The sequence below is a fragment of the Sphingobacterium cellulitidis genome, assembly GCF_043187465.1.
Taxonomy (GTDB): Bacteria; Bacteroidota; Bacteroidia; order Sphingobacteriales; family Sphingobacteriaceae; genus Sphingobacterium; species Sphingobacterium cellulitidis.
This window is the reverse complement of sequence record NZ_CP171136.1, coordinates 3,191,700-3,205,179: the sequence shown is the minus strand read 5'-3', so window position 1 is coordinate 3,205,179 and position 13,480 is coordinate 3,191,700. Positions and strand designations below refer to the sequence as shown.

Annotated in this window: 14 protein-coding genes and 1 tRNA gene; 5 read left to right on the top strand and 10 right to left on the bottom strand. The window is 37.0% G+C overall.

Annotated features, from left to right (window positions below):
- Positions 1-4 precede the first annotated feature (4 nt).
- From ACF3OC_RS14175 to ACF3OC_RS14160, 4 genes are all read right to left on the bottom strand, one after another.
- The gene (locus ACF3OC_RS14175) at positions 5-673 is read right to left on the bottom strand and encodes a lysoplasmalogenase (RefSeq protein ID WP_094256047.1); all 669 of its coding nucleotides are present in this window, start codon (positions 671-673) and stop codon (positions 5-7) included.
- 7 nt (positions 674-680) lie between these two features.
- Positions 681-2,120 carry an amino acid permease gene (locus ACF3OC_RS14170; RefSeq protein WP_094256046.1) on the bottom strand — a complete coding sequence of 480 codons (1,440 nt, stop codon included), beginning with the start codon at positions 2,118-2,120 and terminating at the stop codon, positions 681-683.
- A 384-nt stretch (positions 2,121-2,504) separates the two neighbouring features.
- A complete protein-coding gene (feoB, locus tag ACF3OC_RS14165) occupies positions 2,505-4,607 on the bottom strand; it encodes a ferrous iron transport protein B (RefSeq protein ID WP_094256045.1) in 2,103 nt (700 codons plus the stop codon).
- The gene (locus ACF3OC_RS14160) at positions 4,607-4,846 is read right to left on the bottom strand and encodes a ferrous iron transport protein A (RefSeq protein WP_392469521.1); all 240 of its coding nucleotides are present in this window, start codon (positions 4,844-4,846) and stop codon (positions 4,607-4,609) included. The genes feoB and ACF3OC_RS14160 overlap by 1 nt, the downstream gene beginning before the upstream one ends.
- Before the next feature lie 106 nt (positions 4,847-4,952).
- On the opposite strand from ACF3OC_RS14160, the gene ACF3OC_RS14155 reads away from it, so the two are divergent.
- Positions 4,953-5,426 carry a MarR family winged helix-turn-helix transcriptional regulator gene (locus tag ACF3OC_RS14155; protein WP_094256043.1) on the top strand — a complete coding sequence of 158 codons (474 nt, stop codon included), beginning with the start codon at positions 4,953-4,955 and terminating at the stop codon, positions 5,424-5,426.
- On the opposite strand, the gene ACF3OC_RS14150 is transcribed toward ACF3OC_RS14155, so the two are convergent.
- The gene (locus ACF3OC_RS14150) at positions 5,427-6,263 is read right to left on the bottom strand and encodes a ZIP family metal transporter (RefSeq protein WP_094256042.1); all 837 of its coding nucleotides are present in this window, start codon (positions 6,261-6,263) and stop codon (positions 5,427-5,429) included.
- Positions 6,260-6,859: a phosphatase PAP2 family protein gene (locus ACF3OC_RS14145; protein WP_094279961.1), complete on the bottom strand. Its 600-nt coding sequence runs from the start codon at positions 6,857-6,859 to the stop codon at positions 6,260-6,262. The genes ACF3OC_RS14150 and ACF3OC_RS14145 overlap by 4 nt, the downstream gene beginning before the upstream one ends.
- Before the next feature lie 191 nt (positions 6,860-7,050).
- Between ACF3OC_RS14145 and glmM the strand changes: the two genes are divergently transcribed.
- From glmM to rpmA, 4 genes are all read left to right on the top strand, one after another.
- Entirely contained in the window at positions 7,051-8,433 is a 1,383-nt protein-coding gene (glmM, locus tag ACF3OC_RS14140; protein WP_392469518.1) for a phosphoglucosamine mutase, read from the top strand.
- 268 nt (positions 8,434-8,701) lie between these two features.
- Positions 8,702-9,625, top strand: coding sequence for a hypothetical protein (locus ACF3OC_RS14135; RefSeq protein WP_094279962.1), 924 nt, complete (start codon positions 8,702-8,704; stop codon positions 9,623-9,625).
- Positions 9,626-9,750: 125 nt separating this feature from the next.
- The gene (gene rplU / locus ACF3OC_RS14130) at positions 9,751-10,062 is read left to right on the top strand and encodes a 50S ribosomal protein L21 (RefSeq protein ID WP_093098124.1); all 312 of its coding nucleotides are present in this window, start codon (positions 9,751-9,753) and stop codon (positions 10,060-10,062) included.
- A gap of 43 nt (positions 10,063-10,105) precedes the next feature.
- On the top strand, positions 10,106-10,372 hold the full coding sequence (gene rpmA / locus ACF3OC_RS14125; RefSeq protein ID WP_094256038.1) for a 50S ribosomal protein L27: 267 nt from the start codon (positions 10,106-10,108) through the stop codon (positions 10,370-10,372).
- A 668-nt stretch (positions 10,373-11,040) separates the two neighbouring features.
- Here rpmA and ACF3OC_RS14120 read toward each other — a convergent pair.
- From ACF3OC_RS14120 to ACF3OC_RS14105, 4 genes are all read right to left on the bottom strand, one after another.
- Positions 11,041-11,195 (bottom strand) — tRNA-Ser (locus tag ACF3OC_RS14120).
- A gap of 203 nt (positions 11,196-11,398) precedes the next feature.
- Entirely contained in the window at positions 11,399-11,830 is a 432-nt protein-coding gene (locus ACF3OC_RS14115; protein WP_392469516.1) for a DUF6527 family protein, read from the bottom strand.
- A complete protein-coding gene (locus tag ACF3OC_RS14110) occupies positions 11,820-13,013 on the bottom strand; it encodes a ThiF family adenylyltransferase (RefSeq protein ID WP_392469514.1) in 1,194 nt (397 codons plus the stop codon). Before ACF3OC_RS14110 ends, ACF3OC_RS14115 begins: the two co-directional genes overlap by 11 nt.
- Positions 12,973-13,266 carry a multiubiquitin domain-containing protein gene (locus ACF3OC_RS14105; protein WP_392469513.1) on the bottom strand — a complete coding sequence of 98 codons (294 nt, stop codon included), beginning with the start codon at positions 13,264-13,266 and terminating at the stop codon, positions 12,973-12,975. Before ACF3OC_RS14105 ends, ACF3OC_RS14110 begins: the two co-directional genes overlap by 41 nt.
- Positions 13,267-13,480 lie beyond the last annotated feature (214 nt).

Sequence of the window (13,480 nt, the reverse complement as noted above, 5' to 3'; positions counted from 1 at the left end):
GAAATTATGGCCTATTTTTTTGGTCGAGGATTATCCCTGCAGTGATCCCAAACTGGGCAAGAATATAGGTGCTCATGATGTATAGACCCGAATCCGCAATATAAGCCACAAATTTATTGACAGCCAATATGGAATCGGATACAATGAATAAAATAGCACCTAGCATACAAATGATAAAACTGGCTAGGTTGGTTTGATATTTCCTGGTATAGGCAAAAAACGCCATCGCAGCAATCACCATGATATATAAAATTACAGGAATTTTTAAAGGTCCTAAACTTGGCTGTAGGATGGTATAGAGATAGTAGGAATAGCTTGCCAAAATACCTGCAACCAGAATATAACTCTTATGCCGGCTTAATTCTTTAGGACTGCTTTGTTTGATAAATGCAGTCACATAAAGGACATGGCCTATCAAAAATGAAGCTAATCCAGCAACGAACATATCTTTCAACATCAGAAAAATATCCCCCAAACAACCAAAGAACAGACCAATGCCAACAAGCTTGTCAATATTTCTTTTAAATCCGGTTTCCTTGAAAAGGATATAAATCAGACTGATACAAATTAATGGCTTGCTGATATACCGAAGGGTAGGAAGATTAGCATAAACACTATACAGATGAAGCAGCGCAATGACAATAAATGCTATGTATAATTTGTACTGCTTCATCTCAGGATTAATTCGTTTCTATCGGATTATTCTTTGCTTTATTCCGTTTTACAAGGATATAACTGATCCATAGAATCAACATCCATGCTGGAATCAATTCTACAGAAATTTTCAACCCTGTAAACCACATCATTACCAAAACACCTACTAAAAATAGTAAGCTGAAGTAGTTACTGATTGGATATAGAATGGTAGGGAACTTAGTTTTTATGCCTTGCTTGTCTTTTTGCTTTCTAAAGAACATGTGGGTCAAGGTAATCATGATCCAGTTGATGATTAAGGCAGAAACAACCAAGGACATCAAAATTCCTAAGGCTTCTTTCGGAATAACTTTATTGATAACAACGGTAATTGCCACAATTGCGGCAGAAACCAAAATGGCATTCACAGGGGAGAAGTTGGAATTTAATTTCTTTAAAAACCTAGGTGCATTTCCTTGTTCAGCAAGTCCGTAAAGCATTCTTGAATTACTATAAACACAGCTATTATAAACCGATAAAGCGGCCGTCAATACAATGACATTCAAAGCATTTGCAATGATACTGGTGAAGTAAAAGGTTTTTCCAAATAACTCAAATTGGAAACCTTTTAGGGTCGCAAAAACCTCGACGAAAGGACTGGTATCTGCTGTAATAGTTCTCCAAGGCATTAGGGCAAACAAGATAAAAAGCGCTCCTACATAAAACACCAAGATTCTCCATAATACTTGATTGGTTGCTTTAGGGATGTTTTTCTCAGGATTTTCAGCCTCAGCAGCTGTAATCCCTACCAATTCCAATCCCCCAAAAGAGAACATTATTATGACGAGTGCTGCCAGTAATCCGGAATACGCGATATCTCCACCGCCACTGAGCCAACCGTGCGGAAAGAAGCCGCCATCATTGTAGAGATTTTCTACCGTGGCTCTTTCTCCTCCATTTCCTGAAAGTAAGAGGTATGCTCCAAAGATAATCATGGCAATGATCGCAACAACCTTAATGATCGAAAACCAAAATTCAGTTTCCCCATATACTTTCACAGAAGCAAGATTGATTACATTGATAACGATAAAGAAGAATAGGGAAGACGTCCATAAAGGTATTTCTGGCCACCAAAATTGTACATATTTACCGATGGCAGTCAATTCAGCCATACTCACTAAGATGTATAATAACCAATAATTCCATCCCGAAGCAAATCCTGCAAAGGGTCCCCAGTATTTATTGGCAAAGGAACTGAAACTTCCTGAAATAGGCTCTTCAACGACCATCTCACCTAATTGCCGCATGATAAAAAATGCAACCAAGCCCGCAATTGCATAGCCTAAAATAACGGAGGGTCCAGCCAATATTGCTGCCTGACCAACCCCTAAAAATAATCCGGTTCCAATAGCACCACCTAAAGCAATTAACTGTATATGTCGATTACTTAGACCTCTTTTTAATTCTTTATTGTTGTTTTCTTGCACGCTGAAGAAGGTTAATTCCTGATGTTAATGATTATCGAAGGGGCTAAACCCGATCTTAGATTAATAAAAGCCACAAGATAAATTTTTCATTTTAATTTTTGTGCATCAAATAAAATAAAGAAAACATCTTGTCGATATTTAAGACGTAATAATTTTTCTTATGTTAAGTAGGTCTTGCTGCTATTCCATAAAAAAACGGGCAAACATTTCTTGTTTGCCCGTTTTTAATCCTTACTTTTTATTGTTGTTTTGCAGTCATATCAACGCTGCAACATCCTTTACCACATCCCGATTTGGGTTTCTTCGAAAAGAAGGGTTTGAAAATCACATATAATGCGATAACAAATAGGACGAAAATGATTATGTACTGAATAATTAAGCCCATTACTTTAAAATTTGATATGCAATTAATGCAGCAACGTAGGCTAATCCAGTCATGAAGAAGGTTTGAATCAAAGTCCATTTCCACGAACCGGTTTCCTTACGAACCACACCAATCGTTGCCATACATTGCATGGCAAATGCGTAAAATAATAATAACGAAATTCCCGAGGCAAAATTGTATGCTGGCTTGCCAGTATTGGTATTGATTTCAGAACGCATCCGGGATAATAATGATCCCTTTTGGCCCTCATCTTCAATATCCACATCTGGCCCCATACTGTAAACAACCGCCATCGTTCCAACAAATACTTCCCTAGCTGCAAAGGATGAAATTAATCCGATTCCCATTTTCCAGTCATAACCCAATGGTCTTACGATTGGTTCAATTCCCATTCCTATATAGCCTAGGAAGGAATGTTCCAATTTGTAGGAACCAATCTCACGCTCCAGGTCTTCAGCGCTTAGCGTTGGGTTGTTCTGTTGAACAATCTCTTCAGCGTCATAGAACTTTCTGTTCGGACCGAAGTTTCCAAATACCCAAAGGACAATAGAAATCATCAATATAATCTTACCCGCTTCAATAATAAATCCTGAAGCTTTATCCCAAACATTGGTCAAAACGTTTTTCCAATCTGGTAATTTATAAGTCGGAAGTTCAAAAATTAAGAAAGAGGAACGAACGCTTTTGATCACTTTATTTAATATCCAAGCAGAACCCAAAGCTCCTACAATCCCAAGGATATACATGATAAATAATGTGATTCCCTGTAAATTAAATCCTAAGAATGTATCTGCAGGAATGATCAAGCCGATGATAACGATATAAATTGGTAATCGTGCCGAACAGGTCATAAATGGAGTTACCAAGATAGTCAGCAACCGTTCCTTTGGATTTTCGATGTTCCGTGCAGACATCACTGCTGGAATAGCACAGGCAGCACCTGACATCAATGGAATTACTGATTTACCATTCAACCCGAATGGTCTTAACCATCTGTCCATTAAAAATACAACCCTGCTCATGTAGCCTGATTCCTCCATCAAGGATAGAAATAAGAATAAGATTACAATCTGAGGAACAAATATCACAATACCACCAATACCGGCGACAATTCCATCCACAAATAAAGAGGATAGGGGACCTTCTGGTAATACGGAGGATAAATAGGCTGTTAATTCTCCAAACGAACCGTCGATCCAATCCATTAATGGTCCTGACCAACTAAAGATGGCTTGGAAAATTAAGAACAATAACCCAAAGAAAATCACATATCCGAATACCGGATTCAATAAGATCTTGTCAATTTTTCCAGTTGTCCCTAAAGTTTGATTTTCAGATTTAACTAAAATTCGCTCTAGTTCTGCAGTGATTTTATCTTGTCTGATCAAGGATTCAGTCTTCTGCATTTCATGTGCATCAAGCTGATATTTATCACGGATATTTTTTAGAGCGATTTGCTTCTCTTCATCCAGATAACTTACATTTTCCTGAGCCAGATATTGCCATGTTAGGTATTCAGTAGCTAAAGGAAATATTTTCTTGGCTTCATTTAATGCTTCTGTATATTTTTCAGGAATTTGAAATGTTCCAAGATAGATGGAAGGTTTCTCATCGAACGATGCAATAAGCTTTTCCAAACCTAATCCCGAACGGGCATTGGTCTGATAGACCTTGGTCTTTAAGTAAGATTCTAACTTTTGGAAGTCAATACTTACACCTTTACTCTTTACCTCGTCAATCATGTTGACTACGAAAATCGCAGGTAATCCAAGTTCACGTGCTTGTTGGTAAAGGATAATTCCTCTTTTTAGTGTGGATGGTTCTGCCACCACGACGGTCAAATCGGGCTTATATTTATTTTCCTTCTGGCTTAAAATTTTAAAAACAATTTCCTCATCTAAAGAGTTAGGAAATAGAGTGTATGTGCCAGGAAGGTCAATGATATGATAAGTTCTATTATTGGCTTTTAAAGTACCTTCTCTTTTCTCAACGGTAATGCCTGGGTAATTTCCGACTTTTTGGTTGAGTTTTGTTAATCTGTTAAATAGGGAGGTCTTACCGACATTTGGGTTTCCAAGTAAGACAATGTTAGGATCTTTCATTATATTAATTCTGCTATGATGAGTTTAGCTTCAGATTTACGGATAGCGATCAGGGCATTGTTTTCAATAATGTTGACACAGATTGGTCCACTTAGAGGAGCTTTATGTTTTATTTCAATCACTGAACCTGGGTAGAATCCAAGTTCATAAAATTTTGCAGGAATATCTGCAGTTTGTATTGCATTAATCTTAGCGAGGTCTCCGATTTTTAATTTATCAAGGCTAATATTTTGCGGCATTATTCGTGAATTATTTATGTGTTTTTAAAAAAAATCAACATTAGCAAAGATAAATAATTAAAATCTTTTAAATTGCGGATTAAGTCACACTAATGTATTATTAAATATGCCGAAGATCGAAGAATTGGTTAAAGTCAGGCAATTCGCAAGTCCTTGGCATCGCGCAACGATCAATATTATTTACACTAACAACTGGTTGAACGTGATGCTTGAAAAGAGAGCGAATGCCAAACAAATCACCTTGCAACAGTTTAATGTGTTGCGCGTCTTACGCGGTCAGTACCCTAAACCCGTTACCAATAACTTGTTAAAGGAAAGGTTGCTCACCAAAACCCCTGACATCAGTAGGTTGGTGGACCGTATTGTAAGCAAAGACCTAGTTTCTAGGGAAAAAAACAGCGTCGACAAGCGCGCAGTAGATCTGTTAATCACAGAGAAAGGCTTGGAATTGCTTCAAGAAATCGAAACAGAGATGATGTTGGATGATGTTCTTCCTCAAAACATTACCGCTGAGGATTGCTTGAAACTCAGTGAACTGTTAGATAAGTTTCGAGGACATCTCGATGTCTCCGACTTCTAATTAATGTTCATGATCATGATGGTCATGATCGTGATGATCATGATTGTGGGTTTCCTCAGTTTGTTCTGATGGCCCATGATTATGGTGAGAATGATCGTGACCTTCAAATAAAAAGTTAGCCATCGAAACCAAAACCCCCAGTAATACCGCCAACATCTTTTTCTTGTTGAAGGTATGGTGATCCGCAGAACCTGATTCAAATAAAATGGTCGTCGAAATATGTAGGAATATACCAATGACAACTGCCATGATCTTATCGAAATATTGAGCTATATTTCCAATTTCTCCCGCACTGATTCCTTTACTTGTTATAAAACCAAGGGGTGTCATCGCTGCAAAAACCGCAATAAATAAGACGATGGTCTGCTTATTTAAGCGTGTACCAATCAATAAACTACCTAATGCAAAGGCTGCTGGGATATGGTGGATGGCAATCCCAAAGACCAGTTCGTTGCGGTGTCCGGAAGCTAATGGAAATCCCTCCAAAAACGCGTGCAAACATAAACTGATTAGAATTGCAATTGGAAAGGCCTGGTGCTTGTGACCCTCATGACTCTGATGGATGTGTCCATGCTCAATCCCCTGAGAAAAATGTTCCAATACCAATTGAAATAAAAATCCTCCTAGGATGTAAAGACCAATTACCTCCCCCGGAGTTTGGTTGCTATGGTATACCTCAGGAATAAGGTGCAATACCGTAATGGCAAATAAATAGGCCCCACTGAAGGATAAAACCAATTTTAATAATTGGGTATTATCTCTTTTAACAAAGAATACGGCAATACCACTTAGTAATGCGGAGAAAAATAAAATGGATACGATCAAGAAACTACTCATGCAGCTGTTGGTGTTGGAATGGGTTTGGGTTCAAAAAATTGAGGATAAAACCTCTTAAATAAATATCCTGTTCCTAATCCAATCAGGGTTCCTAATATTGCCCCACAGAGAATATCCAATGGGTAATGAACGCCGACATAGATTTGAGAAAATGAAATAGACGCCGCCCATAGAATACACAACCAAAGAGTGTGTTTCCATTTGCGACGGAATAATACGATCCAGAAAAAGGCAAGCGCAAAATGATTTGTAGCATGGGAAGAAGTAAAACTAAACCCTGAACCACATCGAGCTCGTAAATTGACTTCATTCTTGAATACTACATCATTACATGGCCGAACCCGTTTAACTGTTTTCTTTATCAAATGTGATGATGTCGCATCCGAAATTCCAAAAGTTGCCAAGGTACAGGCCACGATTAAAACTCCAGTCTTGCCATAATGCTTGATAAAGAAAATAATCAAAAATAAATAAAGCGGTGACCAGGTATAAGGATTACGTAAAATAGGTAGCAACCAGTCAAAAACAATATTGCTTAAGCCCTGATTGATTAATAGAAATAATTCTTGATCGAAATGTATTATTTTCTCTAACATATTTTTGAAGTAGAACTGTCCAATTTTATTAATTAAATCAAATCTAAAAAAATAAGACGTAATACCTTATGTAATATCGTAAACGAAACAAAGTTGCAACAAAGATATGCATTAGAAGGAAAAAAAGAATAAAAAACCACAATAATTATTTTAATACACTATTTTTACGAGCATTAATAACAATTAAACTTATGGCTTTAATAAAATCAATTTCAGGAATTAGAGGAACCATAGGCGGTAGACCAGGTGATAACTTAACACCTGTAGATATTGTGAAATTTACCGCTGCCTACGGAAAAATTATTACGGAAAACGCTGAAAATAAAACTATTGTCGTTGGTCGTGATGCTCGTATTTCTGGAGAAATGGTTTCTAATCTTGTGATCGGAACGCTTCAAAGTATTGGTGTCAATGTGATTGACCTTGGTTTGTCTACAACTCCAACCGTGGAGATTGCAGTCCCTAAATTAAAAGCTGCTGGCGGAATTATTCTGACAGCATCCCATAATCCAGGTCAATGGAATGCCTTAAAACTTTTGAATGATAAAGGCGAGTTTATTGACGATGCAAAAGGTAAAGAAGTTCTTGAGCTTGGTGAAAGTCTGAATTTTGACTTTGCAGAAGTGGATCAATTAGGTTCTGTTACAAAGGATGATTCTTTCCTACAGAAACATATCGATGATGTTCTTGCATTAGAGTTTGTGGATGTGGATGCTATCAAAAAAGCAAACTTCAAAGTTGCTGTTGATGCGGTTAATAGTACTGGTGGTACTTTCATCCCTGCATTATTGAAAGCTCTTGCTGTAGAAACTGTTTATAAGATTCACTGCGAACCTAATGGACATTTTCCACATAACCCTGAGCCTTTAAAGGAACATCTAACTGATCTTTCGAAAGCTGTATTGGATAATAAAGCTGATTTAGGTATCGCTGTTGACCCTGATGTTGACCGTTTGGTATTCATGATGGAAGATGGGGAATTATTTGGCGAGGAATATACCTTGGTTGCTGTTGCTGATTTTATTTTGGGTCAGAAAAAAGGAAATACCGTTTCCAACCTTTCATCCACGCGTGCATTGCGTGATGTGACGGAAAAACATGGTGGCCAGTATTTCGCTGCTGCAGTAGGAGAGGTGAATGTGGTTACTAAAATGAAAGAAGTGGATGCTGTTATTGGTGGTGAAGGTAATGGTGGGGTGATTTATCCTGCTTCACATTATGGTCGTGACTCATTGGTAGGAGTGGCTTTATTCTTGACTCACTTAGCTAAATTAGGTAAGAAAGTAACAGAATACCGTGCTGAATTGCCTCAATATTTTATGTCCAAAAACAAGATTACTTTAACTCCTGAATTGGATATCGATAATCTATTGGCAAAAATGCAGGAAAAATATGCGCATGAACAACATTCTACAATCGATGGCTTAAAAATCGATTTTCCAAATGAATGGGTGCATCTGCGTAAATCGAATACTGAGCCTATTATTCGTATTTACTCTGAAGGACCTAGTCCTGAAGCTGCTGAAGCTATAGCACAAAAAATAATGAATGAAATTCAGGAAATTGTAGGCTAGTCTACAACCCCAAAATAGGAAATCCTCCAATGACTAAATGTCTTGGAGGATTTTTTTTATAGTTACAATTTAGCTGACCAATATTATGTTCCTGTTTACAAGGATTTTGTTTTAAAAAGTTACAATTCTCGTTTATCATAAAAATTTTACCGAATCAAAAATGATTTTTTAGTATCTATTTCAAGGAAAATATTTTTTTTTATAGCTATTCGTCTACAAGATATTATACTATTCAATAAATTTGGCAATAAATTAAAATGATTTCGCCGTGAAAACACAAACCCGCTTATTAAGCTTATTATTTTTGTCTACTGCTTTGTGTCTTTCATCTTGCGAGAAAGAAGCAGAATTCAAAAATGTTCTTGTCAAGGAGGAGAAAGCTAACATTGAAACCAACACAGGCTTCACCGATAGGGAAGTCAAAATGTCTTCCGGCTCATGGAAGGTGGTTTACGTAAAAAACATTAACCCTACTCATTACTTATTGGATGGTGGATTACAATTAATGCGTCTCGGCAGTTTCGGTCGTGTGGATTGTTCTTTAGGTTTTATTTCCTTAGAAAAGAAATCCTCCGATCCTGACAAACTATTTATCTCAATGACCGAGAATCTTAGTAATGATCCTCGTCGAATCCTTATCGGTATTGAAGATGAGAATTCAGCTCGTGAAGTTGAAATTACACAACAAAAAGGTAATGAATATGAATGGGTGAAAACAGAGGTAAAGGAGAATACCGCTGCACGTAAAATATGGAAACAGAAGTTGCCAGCAGTTACAATTGATAACAAGGCTACAACTCCGTTAACATTAACAACGCCTGTAAAGGAGTTTTATAAGGAAGCTGCCTTCATCTCTGACTTTACTTCTGATTACTACGGAACCTTTGATTGGGCCCCAGATACTTTAATTGGAATGGCACCTTTTATATACCAAGGTATCAAGTATTGGGATGCTAAAGTGAAGTATGTAAAAGGAAAACAAACAACAGCATTTATGGCTGATGCAACCCAGCCTGTAAATGTGGTGACTCCCGCTAATTCTAAAAGATCGGTATTCGCTGAGGTAACTTTTATTTCTCGTGAATGCGACTATACCATAACTCTCAAAAATAAAACTACTGGATTCTTGGCTACCCTTGTTGGACGTTGGAAACAAACCGTTCCGATCAAGGGGGAAATCAAGAGTCTGTAGTTAAAATTTCCATTTCGCTATTTCGTGTCCATAGAATACGATTATAGATAAAATAGTTTTGTTCAATTAAAAAATATATTCTATCTTTGCGACTCATTAAATATTAACAATTTTAATAAATAACAATGTACGCAATAGTAAATATAGCAGGACAGCAATTTAAGGTTGCAAAAGACCAATATCTTTTTGTACACCGTTTACAAGGAGACGAAGGCGCTAGTATTGAATTTGACAATGTATTGTTAGCAGAAGACGGTGGTAAGTTTACTGTAGGTACTCCAAGTATCTCAGGTGCTAAAGTTTCAGCTACTATTTTGTCACATTTGAAAGGTGAAAAAGTTATCGTTTTCAAGAAAAAACGTCGTAAAGGTTACAAGAAGAAAAACGGTCACCGTCAACAATTCACTAAAATCCAGATTACTGGTATCAGTTTATAATCGAATTTTTAATCTGACGCAAGTCTTAAATTAGAATAAAGAAATGGCACATAAAAAAGGTGCGGGTAGTTCCAAGAACGGCCGTGAGTCACACAGTAAGAGATTAGGTATTAAAATTTTCGGTGGTCAACAAGCAATCGCTGGTAACATCATCGTACGTCAACGTGGTACTCAACACAACCCTGATGCTAACGTTGGTATCGGTAAAGATCATACCTTATACGCTTTAATCGACGGAACAGTAGTTTTCCGTAAAAAAGCTAACAATAAATCTTATGTATCTGTTCTTCCAGTAGAAGAAAATAACTAAGGTTTAAATAAAAACATAAAAAAAGCCTGTTTGGAACTCCAAACAGGCTTTTTTTATGAACATCAATTCCAGAAAACAACTGTGGTTATTGGAGGGCGTATCGCATACGCCCTTTTTAATACCCCACGCATACGCCCTTTTTATTCCCCACCCATACACTTCTTTTCAATTACCCCTTTATTCCCCCTATGAATAATCAAACCATCATCGGTCATTAGAGGGCGTATGCGATACGCCCGTACAATTCGTTTCATTTATTCGACATACCTTCCGCATTGTATTCACAAGCCCCATAGGGGCGATATATTTGTAGCAAGGACCATTCACCAACATACAGCCCCGTAGGGGCGGCATATCTGTAGCTTCACCAACATACAGCCCCATAGGGGCGACATGTTTGTCAATCAATCGACAAAAAATAGATTCCAAATCGAAGATTTGGAATGACAACACCATTGTGTTTAATAAAACAGATTCTTCGGCCTTGCTCAGAATCCCCCTCCGGGATTAAACCATCTTGGGCTTACCTTGTTTAATACCTCAATTACTAACATTAAACTCCTCTGGAGTTTCTTTCCCCTGCGTCCTAATTTCCCGCCCCCCCAACATTATCCTCCCATTCCCAAAAAAAATAGGCGGACCAATTAATTGGTCCGCCTATAATCACGTGGAGAATACCGGATTCGAACCGGTGGCCTCTTGCCTGCTAGGCAAATGATCTATAAGGCAAAGGTATATAATATAGTTTAATATTTATTGATTATCAGTGAGTTGTCTTTTGAAATGGTAATACAGTATTTTAGTTAATACCACTTAAAACTACCTTTAGAGGGTACTGGGAGGGTACTTACTAGCTTTCTTTTGATTTGTTTTTGAACCAGGTAGATAATAAAATCACTGATAATTCCCTTGTTTATCGTTCATGTATCATCGATTGGGTGTTAGGGAAATTGCCTGATCCATATAATTAAATAATGTAAATTAATGTCAGGATCAGGCTATATTAATATCTAATTTTAATCTAATTTATTTAAACAGTTGTAGAATCCAATCTTTGATCCGAACCCAAAAAGATTTCCTTGCTTCTTTTTCTTGTGGTCTTATCTCTGGTAGCTCCCGTTGCTTAAAGTATTGTTCAAGTTTTTCTTGGTCATTTTTTCTGCCCCTTTCGATCTGTTCCTCGGTCCATGCATATGACCATAGAATCTCACCGTCCTTTATCCAATAATGGGATTTGCATGGAATCTGCCAGTTCCCAATTGAAGGATAAAGAGTCGGTCCACTATCATCATTATTGAAAGACCACTCAGCAGGGCCCAAAGGGGTCGTAACTTTATTTTCACACCCACAAGCACACAGATGAACGGCTACGTTATATCGGTCTGAAACATATAAAACGCCCTGATCTAATTCGTTAGGAATAAATACTACTTGTTCTAATCTAATCTTAGAATTCATTCTCACCAATGTTTTTACTATCTGTCAGGTCGAACAAAGTATAATAGTATTGACTATCGTCATTGTAAAACCCCCTAACTTGCTTGAATTTTAATACTGCCATACTAGCATTTAATGCATTAAGTTCTGATATCTGAATATTGGATTTATATATATCATCCTCATAATCTGCTATAGGAACTAACTTTTTCTCAACAACGCGATGAGCGTTCTCGACAGGAAAATAGGTGGTACGTACCAATCCTCCAATCGTTCCTTTATCACGATTCAGCCCCATTCCAACATCAATAAACGGAATCTTCAAATTGATCAATAATTGATGGATTTCGGCTCTAGCGGAACCTTTATCTATACTTACGAATGCAAAAGTTACTCCATCAAGTTCAGCTTCCGATCCTGCGACAATAAAGGAAGGTACCATCTTGATTCCTTCTCGAAAATTCTTATACCTATTGAAATAAACTTCTGCCTTACTTTTATCTAATTCATCCACAGTCAAAGCTCCAGGAGATCTGTAGGCATTATGAATGTGGTATTTATCATAATCAAATCCTCTTATCTCTCTAACAGGAGTTTTTACCAAGAAGTCCAGAATATAAGAACCGGTTCCTCCAAGTCCGATAATCGCGACTACATCGTCATTAAATCTTGTGGCTAAGTCCCCAATTTCAGCTCTACTCGTTAATGTGTTGTTGAATTTGAAAATTGTATCTCCAAAACTTTCGACTTGACGGAAAGTATATGGCGTTTGTTCAGGAAATTTCTCAATCGCTGGACCGGAAATTAACGATACATAATTTTCAATCTTTTCGAAATGATCTTTAAATGCTCCTGTACTTAGTGGCTTATTTGAAAAAGATCTTTCTACCTTAAAATCCTCTGCTAACAAATAGATAGAAATTGGTCCTCCGCCAAAATTTCCAATTGGATTGCCGTTCAGTTCATACGGGTGAGAACCGCTAAAGAAAACCTGATGGTCAACTTGGGTGACTTTTAGCGGAGAAATGAAATTCAATTTAGATACGATTGCACCAATTTTTAATTCTCCTTTTTCATTCAAATACGGAATATCCCTTATGACCAGGTGATTGTTGTCAATCGAAACAGCATATCCTTTCTCAACGAGTTTTTTTAAATCATCATTATGACTGACCAGTTTCTGAAACTGTGAATTCCATTCCATCTTTTACTTTTACTGTTCCACCATTGGTTAATATCCCTTCAGGTTTATTACCTTGCCCCCTAACATATTTCACTGAATAACTACGTTCGGGATGTTGCGGATAATTGGGAAAGGCTAATGTGACGACTTCTGTAAATGTCATATCATCCTTTTCGACTTCATGAGGAGTCCCATTTACAATAATTGTGACCTTTTTCTTGTCTTTGTCATGACCTTTGCCATGATCATTTTGATTCTCAGTTGAATTAATCATTTTTACGTTATTTAGATTATTAATTAGCAGTTCATAAAATATTGGGAAGTTTTAACCTCCGAACATTCAATAATTGGTTATCTGCAATTTAAGTTTTTTTATTGGGTTTATACAATCTGAATTTAATTTGATTATAGCTTAATTGATTTTCAATCGGTAACACTTTTAAAAATATCTTTATTGTAAATAATATTCTCAAGTTAAAACAAAATCG

Excerpts from the sequence above, each read along its gene's own strand:
- ACF3OC_RS14175 (WP_094256047.1), bottom strand. The coding sequence starts at position 673 with ATGAAGCAGTACAAATTATACATAGCATTTATTGTCATTGCGCTGCTT.
- feoB (WP_094256045.1), bottom strand. The coding sequence starts at position 4,607 with ATGAAAGATCCTAACATTGTCTTACTTGGAAACCCAAATGTCGGTAAG.
- ACF3OC_RS14160 (WP_392469521.1), bottom strand. The coding sequence starts at position 4,846 with ATGCCGCAAAATATTAGCCTTGATAAATTAAAAATCGGAGACCTCGCT.
- ACF3OC_RS14155 (WP_094256043.1), top strand. The coding sequence starts at position 4,953 with ATGCCGAAGATCGAAGAATTGGTTAAAGTCAGGCAATTCGCAAGTCCT.
- ACF3OC_RS14150 (WP_094256042.1), bottom strand. The coding sequence starts at position 6,263 with ATGAGTAGTTTCTTGATCGTATCCATTTTATTTTTCTCCGCATTACTA.
- ACF3OC_RS14145 (WP_094279961.1), bottom strand. The coding sequence starts at position 6,859 with ATGTTAGAGAAAATAATACATTTCGATCAAGAATTATTTCTATTAATC.
- glmM (WP_392469518.1), top strand. The coding sequence starts at position 7,051 with ATGGCTTTAATAAAATCAATTTCAGGAATTAGAGGAACCATAGGCGGT.
- rplU (WP_093098124.1), top strand. The coding sequence starts at position 9,751 with ATGTACGCAATAGTAAATATAGCAGGACAGCAATTTAAGGTTGCAAAA.
- rpmA (WP_094256038.1), top strand. The coding sequence starts at position 10,106 with ATGGCACATAAAAAAGGTGCGGGTAGTTCCAAGAACGGCCGTGAGTCA.
- ACF3OC_RS14115 (WP_392469516.1), bottom strand. The coding sequence starts at position 11,830 with ATGAATTCTAAGATTAGATTAGAACAAGTAGTATTTATTCCTAACGAA.
- ACF3OC_RS14110 (WP_392469514.1), bottom strand. The coding sequence starts at position 13,013 with ATGGAATGGAATTCACAGTTTCAGAAACTGGTCAGTCATAATGATGAT.
- ACF3OC_RS14105 (WP_392469513.1), bottom strand. The coding sequence starts at position 13,266 with ATGATTAATTCAACTGAGAATCAAAATGATCATGGCAAAGGTCATGAC.